This window comes from Larkinella soli, assembly GCF_003703975.1.
Taxonomy (GTDB): Bacteria; Bacteroidota; Bacteroidia; order Cytophagales; family Spirosomataceae; genus Larkinella; species Larkinella soli.
Genome location: NZ_QTJY01000011.1, coordinates 175187 through 193467 on the forward strand (window position 1 = coordinate 175187; position 18281 = coordinate 193467).

The 18281-nt window shown below is 59.4% G+C and carries 17 protein-coding genes; 5 read left to right on the forward strand and 12 right to left on the reverse strand.

Annotated elements, in window-relative coordinates; all coding sequences use genetic code 11:
- Positions 1–108 precede the first annotated feature (108 nt).
- The 7 genes from DX909_RS19335 to DX909_RS19365 all read right to left on the reverse strand — a co-directional run bounded on the left by DX909_RS19335 (position 109) and on the right by DX909_RS19365 (position 8062).
- Complete coding sequence (locus DX909_RS19335; protein WP_128546857.1) at positions 109–2319, reverse strand: TonB-dependent receptor family protein; 2211 nt, start codon at positions 2317–2319, stop codon at positions 109–111.
- Positions 2316–3473: an acyltransferase family protein gene (locus DX909_RS19340; RefSeq protein WP_128546858.1), complete on the reverse strand. Its 1158-nt coding sequence runs from the start codon at positions 3471–3473 to the stop codon at positions 2316–2318. The genes DX909_RS19335 and DX909_RS19340 overlap by 4 nt, the downstream gene beginning before the upstream one ends.
- An 81-nt stretch (positions 3474–3554) precedes the next feature.
- Positions 3555–4850, reverse strand: a complete 1296-nt coding sequence (locus tag DX909_RS19345) for a vanadium-dependent haloperoxidase (RefSeq protein WP_206513019.1) — start codon at positions 4848–4850, stop codon at positions 3555–3557.
- A 182-nt stretch (positions 4851–5032) separates the two neighbouring features.
- The gene (locus DX909_RS19350; RefSeq protein ID WP_128546859.1) at positions 5033–6019 is read right to left on the reverse strand and encodes a helix-turn-helix transcriptional regulator; all 987 of its coding nucleotides are present in this window, start codon (positions 6017–6019) and stop codon (positions 5033–5035) included.
- Positions 6020–6040: 21 nt separating this feature from the next.
- Positions 6041–7387 (reverse strand): sensor histidine kinase, encoded by a 1347-nt coding sequence (locus DX909_RS19355; RefSeq protein WP_128546860.1) that lies wholly within the window; start codon positions 7385–7387, stop codon positions 6041–6043.
- A gap of 154 nt (positions 7388–7541) precedes the next feature.
- Complete coding sequence (locus DX909_RS19360; RefSeq protein ID WP_128546861.1) at positions 7542–7754, reverse strand: DUF2283 domain-containing protein; 213 nt, start codon at positions 7752–7754, stop codon at positions 7542–7544.
- On the reverse strand, positions 7742–8062 hold the full coding sequence (locus DX909_RS19365; protein WP_128546862.1) for a DUF4258 domain-containing protein: 321 nt from the start codon (positions 8060–8062) through the stop codon (positions 7742–7744). The genes DX909_RS19360 and DX909_RS19365 overlap by 13 nt, the downstream gene beginning before the upstream one ends.
- A 188-nt stretch (positions 8063–8250) precedes the next feature.
- On the opposite strand from DX909_RS19365, the gene DX909_RS19370 reads away from it, so the two are divergent.
- Complete coding sequence (locus tag DX909_RS19370) at positions 8251–8958, forward strand: DsbA family oxidoreductase (protein ID WP_128546863.1); 708 nt, start codon at positions 8251–8253, stop codon at positions 8956–8958.
- A 79-nt stretch (positions 8959–9037) separates the two neighbouring features.
- On the opposite strand, the gene fdhA is transcribed toward DX909_RS19370, so the two are convergent.
- Positions 9038–10228, reverse strand: coding sequence for a formaldehyde dehydrogenase, glutathione-independent (gene fdhA / locus DX909_RS19375; RefSeq protein ID WP_128546864.1), 1191 nt, complete (start codon positions 10226–10228; stop codon positions 9038–9040).
- Between the two features lie 145 nt (positions 10229–10373).
- Positions 10374–11234, reverse strand: a complete 861-nt coding sequence (locus tag DX909_RS19380) for a glycosyltransferase family 2 protein (RefSeq protein WP_128546865.1) — start codon at positions 11232–11234, stop codon at positions 10374–10376.
- A 147-nt stretch (positions 11235–11381) separates the two neighbouring features.
- On the opposite strand from DX909_RS19380, the gene DX909_RS19385 reads away from it, so the two are divergent.
- Positions 11382–12563: an MFS transporter gene (locus DX909_RS19385; protein ID WP_206513020.1), complete on the forward strand. Its 1182-nt coding sequence runs from the start codon at positions 11382–11384 to the stop codon at positions 12561–12563.
- Positions 12564–12823: 260 nt separating this feature from the next.
- Here the strand turns inward: DX909_RS19385 and DX909_RS19390 are convergent, their stop codons facing one another.
- From DX909_RS19390 to DX909_RS19400, 3 genes are read right to left on the reverse strand one after another with little or no spacing between them, the layout of a single operon-like run.
- A complete protein-coding gene (locus tag DX909_RS19390) occupies positions 12824–13762 on the reverse strand; it encodes a glycoside hydrolase family protein (RefSeq protein ID WP_206513021.1) in 939 nt (312 codons plus the stop codon).
- The gene (locus tag DX909_RS19395; RefSeq protein ID WP_128546866.1) at positions 13762–14997 is read right to left on the reverse strand and encodes a DEAD/DEAH box helicase; all 1236 of its coding nucleotides are present in this window, start codon (positions 14995–14997) and stop codon (positions 13762–13764) included. The genes DX909_RS19390 and DX909_RS19395 overlap by 1 nt, the downstream gene beginning before the upstream one ends.
- On the reverse strand, positions 14994–15215 hold the full coding sequence (locus DX909_RS19400; RefSeq protein WP_128546867.1) for a VF530 family protein: 222 nt from the start codon (positions 15213–15215) through the stop codon (positions 14994–14996). Before DX909_RS19400 ends, DX909_RS19395 begins: the two co-directional genes overlap by 4 nt.
- Before the next feature lie 82 nt (positions 15216–15297).
- Between DX909_RS19400 and DX909_RS19405 the strand changes: the two genes are divergently transcribed.
- The 3 genes from DX909_RS19405 to DX909_RS19415 all read left to right on the forward strand — a co-directional run bounded on the left by DX909_RS19405 (position 15298) and on the right by DX909_RS19415 (position 18264).
- On the forward strand, positions 15298–16857 hold the full coding sequence (locus DX909_RS19405; protein ID WP_128546868.1) for a serine hydrolase domain-containing protein: 1560 nt from the start codon (positions 15298–15300) through the stop codon (positions 16855–16857).
- 18 nt (positions 16858–16875) lie between these two features.
- Positions 16876–17250: a DUF4406 domain-containing protein gene (locus DX909_RS19410; protein ID WP_128546869.1), complete on the forward strand. Its 375-nt coding sequence runs from the start codon at positions 16876–16878 to the stop codon at positions 17248–17250.
- A 105-nt stretch (positions 17251–17355) separates the two neighbouring features.
- Positions 17356–18264, forward strand: coding sequence for an NAD(P)/FAD-dependent oxidoreductase (locus DX909_RS19415; protein WP_128546870.1), 909 nt, complete (start codon positions 17356–17358; stop codon positions 18262–18264).
- Positions 18265–18281: the final 17 nt, after the last annotated feature.

Below are 18281 nucleotides of genomic sequence, written 5' to 3' on the forward strand. Positions count from 1 at the left end.
ATTTCCCGCCGGCCGGCCAACGTATATCACTGACCGGTCCGGGGTTGTCTGCACAACCCGAAACCGGAACCGATTGTTGAAAATCCTTACGGTCCAGCAAAGCAATCGTTACAGCGTAAAGCCCAGCGAGATCACCCCGCTGCGGCCGTCGGACGGCCAGACGCCGGGGCCGGGATAAAAAGCCGGCCGCTTGGTGAAATAGGCCCGATTCATCAGGTTGTTCAGGCTCGCCCGGATCTGGTAGCGCCGGGCCGGCCGCCAGCTCAGATTCAGGTCCCAGAGCCCATAGGCCGGCACCGGCCCCCTGGCCCCGGTGGAAGTAGGTACCGGCGTATTCAGGGCGTCCGAAAACGTAGCCCCGACGTAGCTGAACTGGGTGGTAAACCGAATAGGTCCATACCGGACCGTCACCCCGTTCCGACTCGTCCACTCCGGCACCGACTCCACCCGGTTTCCTTCAAGATCGACGTTCTCCCGCCCGTTGCTCAGGACGGCGTTCCGGTATCGGGCATCCATGAACGCCGTCGAACTGAAGCCCTGGAGGCTCCAGCCCCGGCCCAGCATCAGACCGGCTTCCAGCAGCGCTTCGACGCCCCGGCTGCGGCTGTCGCCGATGTTGGTCCGCAGCACCGCCACCTGTCCTTCCGTTTCTCCGGTCACCAGGTTGCCCATCCGGTTTCGATACAGAAGGTCGAAGGCGGTCAGGTGAAGCCGGACGTTCCGGCCGTTCATTTCCACGCCCAGCTCGGCGTTATAGCCGCCTGCATCCTTCAGGTCGGCTGACACCTGCTCGTAGGGAGAAGCCGGGATCATATCCTTGAACAGGACGGGCCGATACGCCATCGACCAACCTCCGTAAAACCGCACCGACGGATTCAGGCGGTATTGGGCGCCGACCCCCGCCAGCACGAACGCATGACGGACCACATTCGGAATCTTTTCAGGGGTATAATACCGAATGGTGCCGCTCATCCGGCTTCTCCCCTGTTCGGCCCGCAGCCCTCCGGAAACGATGAGTTTTTCGGTCAGCTGAACCTGGTTTTCGGCAAACACGGCCAGGTTCCGGGTCCGGAAGTGCAGGTCGCGGCCCCAGTCGGGGCTGGTCAGGCTCAGGTCATAACCGGTGCCCGTCGTTCCCTGTCCCAGTTGCCGGCGGTGCAGGTCGTTGGCGATGCCCTGCACCCCGAGCGCCGTTGTGACCGGCCGCCCCAGAAACGTCCACCGGTGGAGCAGACGCAGCTCCGAGGTATGGCTGTTGAACCGATCGATGTCCACCTGCCGGGGCCTGTAAAGGCCGGTCCGTTCATCCGGGCGGTCCGGAACCGTAGCGGGTGCATCGAACTGAACACTATTGCGGGAACCCAGAACGGCCGATGTCAGCCAGAGCAGCCGGGTCCGGTCGGAAATCGTCCATTCCAGCCGTAGGGACGGAACCCGGATGTCGGGGCTGAAGAAGTTGCGGCTCCGGCCGGCCTGTCGGGGGTTCCGGTGGAAGGCGGAATCGGTCAGCGGGCCGGGAATCTGGTGGCGGTAAGTCGATCGGCCCAGCTCCGCACCGACCTTCAGGTTCCGGCCGGGGCAGTATTGCAGGCTGAAGAACTGGGCCTCGCCGTCCGACCGGCTGTTCTGCCGAAAGCCGTCGGAATGCCGCCGGGCGTCGTAGGCGTAATAGGTCCACCTCCCGATCCGGCCGCCGACGGCGTTGTACGTACTCCTCAGCCCAAAGGAACCGACGGAACTGATGCTTTCCAGGCCGAACCTCCGGCTGGTATCGGGGCCTTTCGTCACGTAATTGATCATCCCGCCGAACTGGGCTCCGTATTGCAGCGAGGCCGTCCCACGGACCAGCTCCACCCGTTCGATGCTTTCCAGGGGCGGAGAATAGTGGCTGGCCGGATAGCCGTACAGGTCGGAGTTGATAATGACCCCGTTCTGACGGCTGTTGAACTCCCACGACCGGTGCGGGTCGAGGCCCCGGGTGGCGATATTTACCTGATTGCCCGTCCCGTCCATATCATAAACGAACACCCCCGGAATGCGGGCAAAAATCTGGCGGCCGGTTTTTTCGGCTACGTTGACGTCCAGGTCGGCCAGCCGGATCACCTCGGTCTTCCGGCCGGCGAGCAGCCAGGTGCCGTGGACGCCGGTCAGGGATTCGGCATGGGCAAGCCTCAGACCCCGGACGGTCACCTCGTTCAGATGCCGGGTGGAATCCGGCCGGGCGAATAGCTCACCGGAAGAAAGGAGCCATAAAACCGGCAACCCTTTCCGAAGAAACCAAAGGAGACAGTCGATGAGGGGAACGAAAAACGGATTCATACGGCAACGGAAACAGGTTCGGCGGATCGGCGTTTTTCCAACTTCGATTGCAGCCACCGGCGGCCCGGGATTTCCACAAAACGGTGGGTCAGGGAAGCCGACAGGAGGGTTCCGGCCACCACCCCGGCCATGAGCAGGAGTTTGACCCACTCCGGGATGGCCGATGGATCATGCGTCCGGCCCCAGACGAGCAGCCCGATCAGATACAGATTGAGCCAGAGCGACTGCATCATGTACACCGAATAGGAAATATCTCCCAGGTAGCGCAATGGTTTGACCGTCAGCCACCTCCGGCCAATCCCCTGGTTGGCGGCCGCACTCAGCAGCAGACCGCCGAAAGCCGGAATCAGCCAGAGGTCGGAACCGGAGCGGTGCAGGGCATACAGGCAGGCCGCCACCGAAACCAGAAAGCTCAGGTCGCTCCGGAGCAGGTCCCGGACCATCCGGCGACGGTACAGCTGGTACAGGACGATACCGATCGTAAATTCAAACAGACACCGGAACTGCCCGAGACCCCAGGTCAAGTCGATGAGGTGTTTCGGGTGGCTGCCGATCAGCAGCCCCAGCCCCGCCATCGCCCCGGCCGCCAGCACCAGCGACCGCCCGAGCGGCTTTCGGTGAAGCAGCCGGAACAACAGTACGGCCAGCAGGTAAGTCCACCACTCGGCTCCTATCGACCAGTCCGGGACGTTCCAGGTGAACCCGAGGTCTCTGGAGATGTGCTGGAGCATCAGCAGGTGGACCGGCAGCGCTTCCCAGGGATAAAGGAAAGACAACTTCCGGGCGACCCCCTCCGGAAAGCCGCCGGCCAGAACCAGGGCCAGCGGGATATGAACCATCAGGCAAAAGAGATGGAGTGGATACAGCCGGGCAATGCGGGAAGTCAGGTACGTCCGGAAGCGGGCTCCGGAGTAGCCGTTTCCGAACCGGAACCCATCCCCGTATACGTGGGTCATGATGAAGCCGCTGAGCAGAAAAAAGAAATCGACCCAGCTATATCCCTTCAGCAGCAGCCAGGTGGTGTCGGTGGTGGTCAGGGGGGCCATTCCGGCCATCTTCGCCAGGACTTCCACATGGTAGGCGACCACCCAGACCGCGGCAATTCCCCGGAGGGGGGTCAGCGTGGGCAGGTAATCAGGTAAACCGGTTTTCATAATCGTGCGTATTTGTTGTGGTAAAAATCATCCGGCAGATCAGCACCTGCCGGATGACAAATCATCGAATACACTACTCACTTATTTCAAAGCGCCGGTGGGTTTCAGGTAATTGCTGACCGTCCACTGGCCCACTTTGGCACCGAGGTCCAGGCCGGCGTTGCAGGAGAACCGGAAGTGGATGCCCACCATCACCCGGGAGTCGGCGTTTTCCTTTGCGGCCTGGCTGAAGCTGGTGAAGCTCCGTTTCGGGTTGGACGGGTCGGCCGTGTTCGAGGTCATCGTGAAGCTGACGTTGTCGCCCAGCAACTGAGCCATGACGACGGCTGCGGCATTGCCGAGGGTGCTGTGCGTGGACGGATAGTCCTGCACCGGCGGAGTCGGCATCAGCGGTTCCCACTGGGGGTCGGCGGCCGTGGCGGGGTTGCCGTCGGTTTCAGCGGCCTGGATGGCGGTTTTCGGACGCCAGAAGTTGTAATGGAACTTGGAATCCCAGCCGGCCGTGTAGGAATCCGCCATGGCGATGTTGACCAGCGCGAACAGCCGGGCGGTGCTGAGCAGGTCGAGCTTGCGGTCGGCGGCTACGACGCGGGCCACCCGGTTCCAGCCGATTTCGGAGAATTCATACCAGAATTTGCCGTAGTTGGTCTGGTCCGTCGAGCGGGTTTTGCTTTTGAGGTCGCCCAGCTGCTTCACCTCGTTGAACGCATCGGTATATTCCCTGCTGTTCAGCGCCGGTTGCGGGCCCACCCGGAACTGATCCGGTTTGCTCAGGCCGAACGGTTTCATCTGTTTCCAGAACGGGGCGAACAGGAAAGGCATCGGAGCGACGGCCTGATACTCTCCCGGCCGGCTGGAAGGCGTCACGGGAGCGATCGGGTCCAGAAGGGCGCCGTCGTCTTTCCGCAGGTTCAGAATGGCCGTACCGGCTTCCTTCCCGAGCGTCACCCCCCGGTCGAACCGGCTGCCCGTCTGAATACCGGCCAGTGAGCGGGTCAGGGCCGAGTCCAGTTTCGCTTTCTTATCCGGAAACGATACCACCAGCACCTCGTGGGCCGCCGTGGCCGCGGCTACGATCGGGTCGGCATCGGTATCCCGGCGTTTGAGGGCGTAGGTCTGGTAACTCCCGGTGATTCCGTTCAGGGCGTCGTGCATGGCCAGGTGAACCATGGCGTTGATCCGCGAAGCCAGGAGCGAGTGCTGGTAGGTGACGCCCCCCATGGCTTCAAACGCCATGACGTTCCAGTTCAGAATGACTTCGTTCGAATAGCCGGCCAGTTTCGGCTGTTTTTCACCGACCCCGACCCCGTCGGAGCGGTTACAGGCGAGCAGCATCAACAGACTGAGAATGAGCGAACAAAGGGTTAACTTTTTCATGGTGATGGTATAGTTTTTGGTTTACGGCTACAAAGTAACCACCCCCCGTCCACCCGCCGGATATGCGAAAAGTATTACCACTTATGCAAAAGGTATTTTTTGAATCCAGCCGTCCGGGCACCTGAAAAAGCCGCAGGCCCCGAAGTATCACTTCGGGGCCTGCGGAGGAAAGGACCGGTTTTTCAGGCGGACAGCCGCTTTTGAAAGGGAGGAGACGGTTCGGCGCGCAACACCGAAGGCGCATAACCGAACCGCCGGCGGAAAGCCGCACTGAAGTTGGAATAATGGGTGTAGCCGAGCAGGTCCGCAATGTCGCAGGGTTCCTGTTTTCCGTCCCGGAGCAATTGCCGGGCGAAGGTCATTTTCCGATCGTCGAGGAACCGCATGACCGGCATCCCGAACAGCTTCCGAAAGCCGTATTTCAATTTGAACGTATTGAGTCCGTAGAGACGGGCCAGCGCGTCGAGCGACAGGTCGTCCAGAAAGTGTTCCTCCAGATACCGCTTCAATTCATGAAGGGTCTCGATATCGCGCGGGTTCAGCCGGGCGTCCCGACTATCGCGCACCGTCCGGAAGGTGCTGAGCTGGTCGATCAGCAGCGCCCGGGTCAGCCCTTCCTTGTACGACCGTCCGAGCCGGCCTTTATAGGGACAGTCCAGAATGCGCCGGGCCGTATCGGCCATGAAGGCGTTCATTTTCCGGCTTTCGTGCAGGGTGATGAACGGCTGGTCGGCCCCTTCCAGCAGCCGGAGCCAGGAGTCGTCCGGGATGCCTTCCTCCAGCAGCCGGGCGGCTACCTCACGGGGCCTGAATTTGATCGTCAGGTCGAGAACCCGGGAATGTTCCCCGACCAGGTAGGTCGACTGGAGGGCCGGCATGAAATTCAGCGAATGGTGCAGCGCAGGTACCTTAAAATCCTGCTGCTGATGAAAATGGGCGCCCCCTTCGAGCTGGAAAAACATCAGCACCATCGGCTCCGGACGCTGGAGCGGCACCCGCAGGCGGCATTTTTCGGTCACGGTCCGGTGATGGATCAGGGTGGCGCCGGTCACCTCCTCGATCTCCACTTCGACACGGCCGATGGCCGGGTCCTCGAAGCGGTACACGGCCGGCCGGTTGACCCGGTAGGCTTCATGGAGCGTATGTTCAATTTCTTCGGTCGTCAGCATACGGCAACTCCTTACAATCGGTTACACGGATTTTTCGATCATCTCTCCGCGAGGGGCCGGAAGCAGCGGGAGGATCACCTGAAACCAGCCGTTCTTTTCCTGAATGACCGGCTCGGGCTGATTCAGCAGGCGGTATTTGACGGCGATATTGGAAAGGCCCACCCCATTGGACTCGATCCGGATGGTTTTGCGCTGGAGGTTGTTTTCCACGATCAACCGGTGTTCGGGCGTGGTCCGGATGCCGATGGTCAGCGGTTGTTCGGCCAGTGCCACGTTGTGTTTGACGGCATTTTCCAGCAGCAGCTGAAGCGTCAGCGGAGGAAGCAGGGCGTCGCGGAAGCGCTCGTCGATGTGGGTTTCCAGATGAATGCTGTTGCCGAAACGGGTCTTCAGCAGGTGAAAATACGACTGGATGAACCGCAGTTCGACCCCGAGGGTGGTCAGTTCGGTTTCGTTGCTCCGCAGCAGATACCGGTAGACGCTGGACAGTTCATCCACGAAGTCGCTGGCCTGCCGGGGGCTTTCGTCGATCAGGGACGACAGGGTGTTGAGGCCGTTGAAGAGGAAATGCGGGTTGACCTGGGTCTGTAACGCCCGCATCTGCACTTCGGTTTTCTCCTGCTGCACCCGCTGGAGGGCCAGATCGGCCTCGAGCTGTTCGCGGTACCGCTGCTCCCGTTCGCTGATGAGGTCCTTTTCCAGCACCGCCTTCCGGACGGCTTCCCGGCGGTGGCGGTACGAAATCCCGAGGGAGAAAAAAATCAGATCCAGCACCACCCCCGACTGGATGAACAGGTCCGGATGCTGCCAGAAGGGCAGTTTCAAATCCAGATTCGGCGATCGGACCAGCAGGACGAAGGCCACCGTATGGTTGGCGAGCAGGGCGGCCGTTCCGGCCACGAAGAACCGCGCCACCATGTCCTTCGAACGGATAAAGGAAAACACGATATACGTTCCGACGGCCAGGAGCGCCAGCCGGACCGGATGCAGCAGCAGGTCGTGAAGCCGGGTCTGCCAGAAGTCCGTGAAGAGATACACGTAGGTCTTGGCGACGATGTAAAACAGCAGCATCCACTGCACCCGATTCACCCAGCGGAGAAAGCGGGGCCGTTCGGGCAGGGTCAGAAAGATTTTAGCCAGTTCGAGGTAGGCGATGTATCCGGAGTAGGAAAGGATCACCTTGTAGAAGTTCCCGATGTTCCGGGGCAGCCCGAAGTGGTTGATAATGAAATAAAACGCCCAGGTCAGGGTGTAGAGGGAATACAGTCCGTAAATCCGCTCCCGATACATGAACCACTGGACGGAGTTCGCCAGCAGCATGGCGAGAACCATTCCCAGAAAAAGTGGAGACCATGCTTCGTAGCTCATTATTGTATACTGCCGGACCCGTCGTCAGATTGGCGGCTTAAATGTACACAAAAGGTAATATCGTCTTGATTTATATTGATTTTACGTAAATCGGGAGGAAGACGGCAGGCATAAATTCTAAACCGGAACGAATGATCCGGGCCGGTTTCCGGACTCAGATTGTTATCGCTTCAAAAGCGAAAGGGCGGCCTTTTTCCTCTCCGGCTCTGAAATTCAGTTTTTCAAATCCGATCACTTCTCCACGAGCGTTCTTCATCAGGATCATTTCTTCCCCAGTCTCTTCGCCAATAGTCTCCTCCTCCCGGTTTCCAAACCAGACGGTCAGGGTATTCCCTTCCGAATCGTAATATACACTTACCTTTTCCATATGATTTCGCCCTCTTTTATGGCATCCGTCGGATATGCTGTAATCAGGAAACCTGGTTCATCGACCCGGCTTTTTACTACTGCACAAACCCACCGTTTCGCCTGAATCGTCTTATAAAACAAAAATACTGATTCATCGGATTTACTCCTTCGGACTTCATCAGGAAAAGCAATGGTCTCCTGAACTACGTTTTCCTGGCCTTTCATCACGGGATGTTTCTGGGTGGTGATCAATTCCCAACGATGTTTATCCACGAACACGGTAAAATCCAGAATAGTATCTATCCGGAATAAAATCTCTTTTTCCAACCCGAACCCTCGTTATTGTTCCTCCAAATGTAAATAAATCAACCTGATAAAACGCTTTCCAAAAAAATCATGTAGATACAACAATCTGCGAACCATTTCACTTTTACATTCATTATCCAAGAGAAGGATGGATTGTCAACCTGACCGTCTGATCCCTGGGTAAATTGCTCAATATAACCTGAATCACTATGAAAGTTGAAATATGGTCGGATGTAATGTGCCCATTCTGCTACATCGGAAAACGGAAGTTTGAGGCCGCCCTGGAACAATTTGAAGACCGGGAGGCCATCGAAATCGTCTGGAAAAGCTTTCAGCTTAACCCGGATCAGGAAACCGACCCGGAAGTGAATCTCCACCAGCACCTGGCGGACGTCAAAGGCTGGTCGCTCGATTACGCCCGCCAGATGAACGACTACGTGACCGGCATGGCCCGGGAGGTCGGGCTGGATTACCACCTCGACAAGGCCGTGGTCGCCAACTCGTTCGACGCCCACCGGCTTATTCAGTTCGCCAAACAGCAGGGTTTGGGCGATGCCATGGAGGAACGCCTGTTCAAAGCCTACTTTACGGAGGGAGCTAATACCGCCGATCATGAAACGCTGCTGAGACTGGGCACCGAAATCGGCCTTCCCGCCGAACCGGTCCGTGCCGTGCTGGCTTCCGGCGAGTTTGCCGGCGCCGTTCAGGCCGACATTCACGAAAGCCGCCTTCTGGGCGTTCGGGGGGTTCCGTTCTTCGTCTTCAACCGGAAGTACGCGGTGTCCGGTGCTCAGGCACCCGAGACCTTCCTTGGTGCCCTCCGGAAAGCTTTCCCGGAATGGCGGCAGGCCAACCCGGTTCTGGTGGAACTTGCTTCCGAAGGCGCCGTCTGCGGTCCAGACGGAGAATGCAACTAACCCCCGGCCGCATGACAAAAGCCGCCGAATCTTCTGATTATCAGAAGATTCGGCGGCTTTTCCGTCTGTATGGCTCCCCTCAGTTCGGGATCATGCCGTGCGGGTCGATGACGAACTTTTTGGCGGCTCCCTTGTCGAAATCCCGGTAGCCCTGCGGGGCCTGATCCAGGCTGATCACCTCCACATTGACGGCCTTGGCAATCTGGATTTTGTCATACAGAATGGCGTTCATCAGCGGCCGGTGGTATTTCATGACGGGACACTGGCCGGTATAAAAGGCATGGGATTTGGCCCAGCCCAGCCCGATCCGGATGCTGAGGCTCCCCTCTTTGGCGGCCTCCTCCCTGGCTCCCGGATCGCCGGTTACGTAAAGACCCGGTATACCGATCGCCCCGCCCGCCCGCGTCACCATCATGGCGGCATTCAGCACCGTAGCCGGGTGTTCGGTGCCGGCATCCACCCCGTGGCCACGGGCCTCGAAGCCGACGCAGTCTACGGCCGAGTCCACTTCCGGCACCCCGACGATTTCGGCAATCTGCTGGGTCAGCGGGGTCTCCTTGCGAAGATCGACCACCTCGCAGCCGAAGCTCCGGGCCTGCTCCAGCCGCTCGGGAATGAGGTCGCCCACAATGACCACGGCCGCCCCCAGCAGGTGGCAGGAGGCCGCACAGGCCAGCCCGACCGGACCCGCTCCGGCCACATAAACGATGGAACCCGGACCCACCCCCGCCGATACCGCCCCATGATAGCCCGTAGGAAAAATATCCGATAGCAGCGTCAGGTCCCGGATTTTGGCCATGGCCTGGTCCTTGTCCGGAAACTTCAGCAGATTGAAATCCGCATACGGCACCATGACGTATTCGGCCTGCCCGCCGACCCAGCCGCCCATATCGACGTAGCCGTAAGCCGCTCCCGGCCGGGAGGGGTTGACGTTGAGGCAGATGCCGGTTTGCCCGGCCTTGCAGTTCCGGCAGCGTCCGCAGGCGATGTTGAACGGCACCGAAACCAGGTCTCCCGGTTTGATGAACTCCACATCGCGGCCGGCTTCGATCACCAGACCCGTGATTTCATGGCCGAGAACCAGTCCGGTCGGGGCGGTGGTCCGGCCCCGGACCATGTGCTGGTCGCTGCCGCAGATGTTGGTGGAGACGATCTGAAGGATGACGCCGTGTTCGCACTTTCGGTCGCCCAGCGCCAGTTTGGGATACTCGATCGAATGAACCTCCACCACACCCGGTTCGATGTAGGTTACTCCGTGATTGTGACACATAGGGTTGAGGGTTTTTGTTGAAGATCAGCTATTTTGAAAAAAAGGGCCGTCGACAAATCTATAAAAACCCCTCACAATCCATGACCCAAACCCCGGAAATGTATTTAATGACCGATGCCGGTGGTGGGACCGCTTCCAACCGGCCTCAGTAAAAGCTTTCGATTTTCAGAATCTGCTCCTCCACCGCCGGGGGCACCACCCTCCGCTCCATCAGGATGCGGGGCGCGGCCCGCAGGGCTTCGATATACCCCCGCCGGATGTCCGCATCCCTCCCGCATTGCTTCATGATGAGCAGCAGATGCTTCAGGGCGTACTTCCAGGGACGGCGGAGGCAGTAGTACCAGATCGTATCGCGGGTGATGGTTTTGGTCCGCTGGCCGGGGTTCCGGATTTTGGAAGGGTGATGGTATCCGACCACCTCCTCTACATAGGCCAGCGCCCAGCCCTTCGTCCGCATATCGACCGAAAACATCCGCTCTTCCCCGGCAATGCCGAAAGCCGGGTGAAAACCACCCACCTCCAGGAAAGCATCGCGCCGAACCACGGCCGCACAGCAGACGAATCCCAGAACGGCCGGTCCCGGCAGCGGCTTCGGGCTGGTGATCGGGCTGGTTCTCATGGCCTCGCAGACCGGGTCCTCGTGCTGATCCTCGCCAACCAGCACCCGGCCGGCCAGCACGCCGAGGTGCGGATATTGCCGGAAGTACCCGGCCGCCCGGGTCAGTGCCCCCGGCTCCCACCAGGAGTCGTCGTCACAAAAGGCGATCAGGGGCGTCCGGGCGTGTTTCACCCCAAAATTTCGGCCCGAACATCCGTGGTTTCTTCCCAGTTCCAGCACCGTAACCTGCGGAAATGCATCCCGGACCCGCTGCGGAGTACCGTCGGTGGACCCGTTGTCGGTGATGATGATCGGCGGATTTTCCGGCAGGGCCGTGAGTTGACCCAGAGTCCGAAGAAGCGATTCGATGCGGTTTCGAGTAACGATAACTACCGTAATTTCATGCATATTTCTCTCCACGTTTCCATTCGGTGTCGGCATCGAAACCCCGTCCGAAAGGAAATGTTGAAGCAAAATAAGAATGTGGTCACCAATCCGAACTCCCGGCATCCGGCCCCGGTTATGCCTCCGGATATAACCTGATTAGCGTCCTTCGTGAGTGATAAATCCGTACCCCTGCAATTCCCGGGTCTGCTGAAATCGCCCCGGCAGATCCGCATCGCCATTGCCGGTTTTTTCTTCATCTCCGGCTTCGGATTTTCTTCCTGGGCCTCCCGCATTCCCACCCTCCAGCAGCACCTCCGCCTGAACGAAGCCCAGTTGGGGGCCGTCCTGCTGGCCATGCCGTTGGGCCTGATCCTGACCCTGCCGCTGACGGGTCTGCTGATCGCCCGCTTCAGCAGCCGGAACATGATGCTGTTCGGGGCGATTCTGCTCAACCTGATTCTGGTGGTTCTGGGGCTGGTCGATCAGACCTGGCAACTGGCCGTTCTGCTGTTCTGTTTCGGGGCGTCCCGCAACCAGCTCAGCATTTCGGTCAACGCGCAGTCCATCGGAGTGCAGTCGCTGTACAGCAAGTCTATTCTGAATACGTTTCACGGCATCTGGAGCGTGGCCGGCTTTGCGGGGGCGGCCTTCGGGTCGCTGATGATTTCGATAAGCATCCCTCCGGCCTACCATTTTACGCTGGTCTGCCTCCTCCTGACGGGCCTGGCTCTGATCCTGTTTCCGGCCAGCCTGCCGGAACCGGAAAACCGGCAGGCCACCCGGACGGGCTTCGTGCTGCCCGACCGATCGCTGATGAAATTCGGGCTGATGTCCTTTTCCTCGATGGCCTGCGAAGGCACGCTGTACGACTGGAGCGGCATTTATTTTCAGAAGGTGGTACAGGCTCCGAAGGAATTTACGGCCGCCGGTTTTGTGGTCTTCATGGTGGCGATGACGGCCGGACGGTTTTCGGGGGATTACGTCGTCAACCGGTTCGGGCGGAAGGCGGTGCTCTCCACCAGCGGGGCGCTGATGAGTGCCGGTCTGCTGCTGGCGGCTCTGTGGCCGACGGTCCTCACGGCGGGGCTGGGTTTTATGATGGTCGGGCTGGGGGTGTCGTGCGTGGTGCCGCTGGTCATCGCCATCGCCGGCCAGTCCGCCACCCTCGGCAACACGGGTTCGGTCATTGCGGCCGTCTCCACCATTGCCTACGCCGGCTTTCTGATCGTTCCGCCCGTGGTGGGCTTTCTGGCCGAAGCCCTGAATCTGCAATGGTCGTTCGGGCTGATGTCGCTGCTCGGCCTGGGCCTGATGGCGCTGGTAAGCCGGGTCAATCCTCCGGCAGGCTGATCGGGATCATCCGTTTCCAGTCTTCCTGGGGCGATTAGAGGGGGTTTGGGGAAGGGTTTTGCCCTTCCGGGCGGTTTGTCGTCCTGTTGACCACCCCCCGACCCCCTCCTTGTTAAGGAGGGGGAGAGCGCTGCCCGATTCAAACCCTGCGAAGCCACCCCCTCCTTGACAAGGAGGGGGCTGGGGGGTGGTCCGGCGGCTCTTGTTCCCCAGGATGACCATCCGAGCCGGAAGCAAAAAACGCTTCCTCAAACCACCTCTCAGGGCTTCGGGTAAAAAAGATAAACGGCCGGGTGCATGGTATACATTCGATACCGGGTACCGTCGTGAACCAGAATACCGCTGGATTTATCGTCGCCGATGATGGGGTTTCGTTCATACTTCGTCCAGTGGATCAGGTCTTTCGACACGGCTACGTTGGTAGACCATTCCCGCCAGTCGGAGAAGGCCGTGGCATGGTAGTAGCCGTAATACAGCCCCTTGTGTTTGATGACCTGGTTCATCGCCACCCCGTATCGGTCATACGGCTCGGGGCCGGCTTTCAGCACCGGTTCATCCTGAACGTTGGTCCAGGTGGACAGGTCCCGGCTGGTGGCTACCCAGATCGCTTCATCCCGGCGTTCGTAAAACAGATACCAGGTGTTCCCTTCCTTCCAGACGGCCGGTGTGCCACGCGGACCTTCGGAAAGCGGTTTTCCATCCCTATACCGGATGTCGAGGGGACCTTTTTCCGTCCAGCGAACGCGGTCGGTGGAGGTCAGCAGTTGGGCAATGTCGTCTTTCCCTTCGGCAAACATATAGTAGGTATTGCCGGATTTGACGACGCACATATCCTCGACCCAGCCCTGGTCATGCACCGGGTTTTGCGCGTATCGCGTCCAGCGAATGCCGTCGGGGGAGGTCGCGTATCCCAGGTGCAGCACCGCGTTTTTCTCGTTTCGATAGCCGGTATACCAGAGGTGCCAGGTGCTGCCCTCCCGCAGAATATAGCCCCGTTCGCGGATTTTTTCATCCCAGGTGTCGATGCCGGTCCCGGCAAAAACCGGCGCCTTGCCGGCCGGCTCAAACTGCACCAGTTCGCGGGGAAAGGCGCCGGGCAAACCGTCCTGAATCTCGCCTTTCGGTAAAAAAAGAGAAGATCGGCCGGTGAATCCGGAAAGCAGGCCGCAGGCCAGGACGAACGACAGGGCGGTTTTCATCATTTCTTCTTTTTCTTCCGGCGAACGTCTTCAAAGGAGGCCACTTCCTGCATGAGGGACTTCAGGTTGAAATCCAGATCGGCCGTGTTGTCTTTGGTGGCCATATAGTCCGCTTTGGAAATGTCCAGCACCGCGATCGGTTTGTTCAGATAGGCTTCGATGTCTTTCAGGAGAGGCTTTTCTTCGGTGCTGCAGAAGGCCACCGCCTGCCCCCGGGCCGTCCCGCGACCCGTCCGGCCGATGCGGTGGACGTAATTTTCCGGCGGTTCCGGCAGGTCATAGTTGATGACGAAATCGACGTTGGGAATGTCGATGCCCCGGGCGCTGACGTCGGTGGCGATCAGCACCCGGATTTCCCCGGCCTTGAACCGTTTCAGCACGTCCAGCCGGTCGGTCTGCTCTTTGCCTCCGTGCATGGTCAGGCTCCGGATTTCCATGCGTTCAAGGGCTTTGGCGACCCGCTCCGCCCGGATTTGGGTGCGGACGAACACCAGAATCTTCTGGTCGGGATGCTCCCTGATCATCCGCTCCAGAAAGAAACGCTTGTCGTCCATTTCGATAAAGGCCACCGAATGTTCGATGTTTTTGTTGACCGGATTGTCGGGAGAGATCTGAATCCGGATGGCCTTGTGAACCAGTGAGTAAGCCAGCTTCTTGATGGTTTCGTCGATGGTGGCCGAGAAAAACAGGGTCTGGCGCTTCTTTGGGAGAAACCGGATCAGGTCCTGAATGTCCTTCAGAAACCCGAGGTCGAGCATATGGTCGGCTTCATCCAGAATCAGAAATTCCACCCGCTGGAGCCGGATGTACCCCTGACTCACCAGATCGAACATCCGGCCGGGGGTGGCCACCAGAATGTCGATGCCCTTTTCCAGCCGGCTGATCTGCGGCCCCTGCTCGACACCCCCGAACACACAGAAGGTAGTGACCCGGGTGTGCCGGCCGATCTGCTGAAACACCTCCGTGATCTGGAGGGCCAGTTCGCGGGTGGGCAGCATCACGAGGCATTTGATGCCCTCCGTCCGCAAGGAGGTCTTCCGCTCGTGCAGCAGGCTGATGACCGGGATGGCGAAGGCGGCCGTCTTGCCGGTGCCGGTCTGGGCAATCGCCAGCACGTCCTCCCCTTTCAGAATGGCCGGAATGGATTTATACTGGATATCGGTCGGCCGTTTGAAACCCAGCGTCTCCAGATTTCTTTTGATCTCGGGAGCAATTTCATAGTCCTGAAATTTCATCGGTTCTTCATTCTAAGGTAAAGTTCCTCCACCTTCTGCCTCGCCCAGGGCGTTTTGCGCAGGAAGGTCAGGCTGGATTTGACACTCGGATTTTCGTTAAAACACCGGATGTCGATCCGGTTTCCCAGCCGCTCCCATCCATAATGATCGACCAGTTCGGTCAGGATGGTTTCCAGCGTTTTGCCGTGAAGCGGGTTATTGGGCTGTTCGGAAGCCATAGGGGTCGGTTATTTTGAAAACAAAGGTACGTTGTTTCGTCAGGAATCGCGCTTTTTGCCCTTTGCGTCTTATTTTGGCGGTATGAAAAAATGGTTTCTCCCGATGGCCCTCCTGGCGGCCGGGCCCGCCTTTGCCCAGCCCGCCCCTGAAAACCAGTCCTCTCCCCCGCAAACCGCCACCTATCAGCCCCCGGTTTTCACCGATCCCGACCGGTTGAAAAGGCTGACGGCAGCTTTCCCGGCCGTGGAGGCCGTCTATCGGGAATACGCCCGGAAAAACCAGTTTCCCGGCATGGCGTTCGGCATCGTCGTGGATGGCCGGCTGGTGTATTCGGGCGCCTTCGGGTATTCCGACCTGGCAAAGAAAACGCCCGCCACCCCGAAAAGCCTGTTCCGGATTGCCTCGATGACCAAAAGCTTTACGACGATGGCGATCCTGCGGCTGCGGGATGAGGGCAAACTCCGGCTCGACGATCCCGCCGGGACGTATATCCCGGAGATGAAGCAGATCCGCCCGCTGACGACCGACGCCCCGCCCATCACGGTCCGCCACCTGATGACCCACGCGGCCGGTTTCCCAGAAGACAACCCCTGGGGCGACCGCCAGCTGGCCGATACCGACGCCGACCTGATGAACCTCCTGAAAACCGGCCTTTCTCTCTCCAACGTGCCGGGCATTACCTACGAATACAGCAACCTGGGCTTTGCCCTGCTGGGCGCCGTCATTACGAAAGTTTCCGGAAAACCGTATCAGGAATACATCACCGAAACCATCCTCAAACCGCTCGGCATGACCCAGACCGTCTGGGAATACGACCGCGTCCGGGCGGACCTGCTGGCCCACGGCTACCGGCGGGAGGACGGGCAGTGGAAAGAGGAATCGCTGCTGCACGACGGTTCCTACGGGGCCATGGGCGGCCTGATTACCTCGGTGGAGGATTTCAGTAAATACATGGCCGTTCATCTGGCCGCCTGGCCCCCGCGGAACGAGGCCGAAACCGGGCCGGTACGGCGGAGTTCGGTCCGGGAGATGCAGCAGCCCTGGACGTTCAACAACCTCAACAGCACGTTCCGGTATCCGTCCGGGCGGCTTTCTCCGATGGTCAGCAGTTACGGTTACGGCCTGCGCTGGAGCCGGGATGGTGAAGGGCGGCAGTACGTCGGCCATACCGGCGGCCTGCCGGGTTTCGGAAGCCAGTGGTGGGTGATGCCCGAATACGGCATCGGTGTCGTGGCCTGCGGGAATCTTTCCTATGCCGGAATGAGCAGCGCCAACTGGGCGGTGATGGACACACTGATTTCGGTAACTGGACTCAAACCGAGGTCGCTGCCGGTGTCTCCCATCCTGGCCCGGCGGAAAGCCGAACTGGTTCAACTATTCCAAAACGGGTCGCCATCAGCCGGAAATACGATATTCGCCGAAAATTTCTTCCCCGACCGCTCGCCGGAATCCCGGCGGAAGGAAGTTCAGGCGCTGTTTGCCAAAGCCGGAAAAATCAAACGCATCGGCGAACTGATCCCCGAAAACCAGCTTCGGGGCCGGTTTATCCTGGAAGGAGAAAAGGCAAACATCGAGGTCTTTTTTACCCTGACCCCGGAGGTTCCGGCCCTGATCCAGCAGCTGGACCTGAAAGAATTATAGTGTTCACTCTACAAAACCATGGCTCAAACACCTCTTCTGATTCTGGTAGCCGGACCGTATCGCTCCGGAACCAACGACCAGCCTGAACGCATTCAGGCCAATGTCGCCCACATGACCCGAACCGCCCTCCAGATTTATGAGAAAGGCCACCTGCCGGTTCTGGGCGAATGGTTCGCCCTGCCGCTGATCGAGGAAGCGGGTTCGAAGGAGATCGGCGACGAAGTCTTCAACCGGCTTTTTCACCCGGTGGCGATCCGGCTCCTGTCCAGAGTCGACGGGGTGCTTCGCATCGGCGGCCCGTCGTCCGGCGCCGATGAGATGGTCCGGATCGCCCGGGAATACGGAAAACGGATTTTTCATTCCCTCGACGAAATCGGACAAAAGGCCGATTAAGCTTAAAACCAGGTCGTTAAATACGGGAAAAGGAATTTTCTTCGCTTAAATGCAACAACGTTGCAAAAACGGCGTACCTTGCAGCGGTATCCAACAAAAAATGCTATGCCGACTGCCCTGGTTTTTGATGTCATCATTATCGGAGGAAGTTACGCCGGTCTTTCGGCCGGAATGACGCTGGGAAGGGCCCTTCGCAACGTCCTGATCATCGACGGCGGGAAGCCCTGCAACCGGCAGACGCCCCACGCGCATAACTTTATCACGCAGGATGGAGAAAAGCCGGGAGTGATTGCCGAACGCGCGCTCCGGCAGGTGCTGGCCTATCCGACGGTTCGGTTCATGCCCGGAACCGTTGTCGGGGCCGGGCGGGAAGACGGCCGTTTTGTCGTAAAGACCGAAGCCGGAGAAACCTTTCTGAGTCGGAAGTTACTGTTTGCCACGGGCATAGCCGACCAGATGCCGGGGCTGCCGGGCTTTGCCGAATGCTGGGGAATCTCGGTCCTGCATTGCCCCTACTGCCACGGATATGAGGTGCACGGCCGGCCCCTGGGCGTTCTGGGCAACGGCGATATGGGTTTTGAATTGGCCGGCCTGATCCGCCACTGGACGCCGTCGCTGACGCTGTTCACCCACGGCCCGGCCTCCCTGACCGGCGAGCAGCAAGCGCAACTGGAACGCCTGAACATTGAAATCATTGAGAAGCCCCTAGCGGAGATCGAACACCGGAACGGCACCATGCAGCAGCTCCGGTTCGGGGACGCCACCACCCGCCCGCTGACGGCCCTGTTTGCCCGGGTTCCCTTCACGCAGCACTGCCCGGTTCCGCAGGACCTGGGCTGCACCCTGAAGCCCTCGGGTCACCTGAACGTCGATGCTTTTTTCCGGACGGAAGTTCCGGGTATTTATGCCGCAGGCGATAACTGCCAGCCGATGCGGTCGGTGGCGGTGGCGGTTTCGGCCGGAATGCAGTCAGGCGCCTTCCTCAATAAAGAGCTTATTGAGGAAAGCGCCTGACGCTTCATTTTTTATTT

What these genes read in the sequence shown, in the direction of transcription:
- DX909_RS19335 (WP_128546857.1), bottom strand. Translation starts at nt 2,319, where the DNA reads ATGAATCCGTTTTTCGTTCCCCTCATCGACTGTCTCCTTTGGTTTCTT.
- DX909_RS19340 (WP_128546858.1), bottom strand. Translation starts at nt 3,473, where the DNA reads ATGAAAACCGGTTTACCTGATTACCTGCCCACGCTGACCCCCCTCCGG.
- DX909_RS19345 (WP_206513019.1), bottom strand. Translation starts at nt 4,850, where the DNA reads ATGAAAAAGTTAACCCTTTGTTCGCTCATTCTCAGTCTGTTGATGCTG.
- DX909_RS19350 (WP_128546859.1), bottom strand. Translation starts at nt 6,019, where the DNA reads ATGCTGACGACCGAAGAAATTGAACATACGCTCCATGAAGCCTACCGG.
- DX909_RS19355 (WP_128546860.1), bottom strand. Translation starts at nt 7,387, where the DNA reads ATGAGCTACGAAGCATGGTCTCCACTTTTTCTGGGAATGGTTCTCGCC.
- DX909_RS19360 (WP_128546861.1), bottom strand. Translation starts at nt 7,754, where the DNA reads ATGGAAAAGGTAAGTGTATATTACGATTCGGAAGGGAATACCCTGACC.
- DX909_RS19370 (WP_128546863.1), top strand. Translation starts at nt 8,251, where the DNA reads ATGAAAGTTGAAATATGGTCGGATGTAATGTGCCCATTCTGCTACATC.
- fdhA (WP_128546864.1), bottom strand. Translation starts at nt 10,228, where the DNA reads ATGTGTCACAATCACGGAGTAACCTACATCGAACCGGGTGTGGTGGAG.
- DX909_RS19380 (WP_128546865.1), bottom strand. Translation starts at nt 11,234, where the DNA reads ATGCATGAAATTACGGTAGTTATCGTTACTCGAAACCGCATCGAATCG.
- DX909_RS19390 (WP_206513021.1), bottom strand. Translation starts at nt 13,762, where the DNA reads ATGAAAACCGCCCTGTCGTTCGTCCTGGCCTGCGGCCTGCTTTCCGGA.
- DX909_RS19395 (WP_128546866.1), bottom strand. Translation starts at nt 14,997, where the DNA reads ATGAAATTTCAGGACTATGAAATTGCTCCCGAGATCAAAAGAAATCTG.
- DX909_RS19400 (WP_128546867.1), bottom strand. Translation starts at nt 15,215, where the DNA reads ATGGCTTCCGAACAGCCCAATAACCCGCTTCACGGCAAAACGCTGGAA.
- DX909_RS19405 (WP_128546868.1), top strand. Translation starts at nt 15,298, where the DNA reads ATGAAAAAATGGTTTCTCCCGATGGCCCTCCTGGCGGCCGGGCCCGCC.
- DX909_RS19410 (WP_128546869.1), top strand. Translation starts at nt 16,876, where the DNA reads ATGGCTCAAACACCTCTTCTGATTCTGGTAGCCGGACCGTATCGCTCC.
- DX909_RS19415 (WP_128546870.1), top strand. Translation starts at nt 17,356, where the DNA reads ATGCCGACTGCCCTGGTTTTTGATGTCATCATTATCGGAGGAAGTTAC.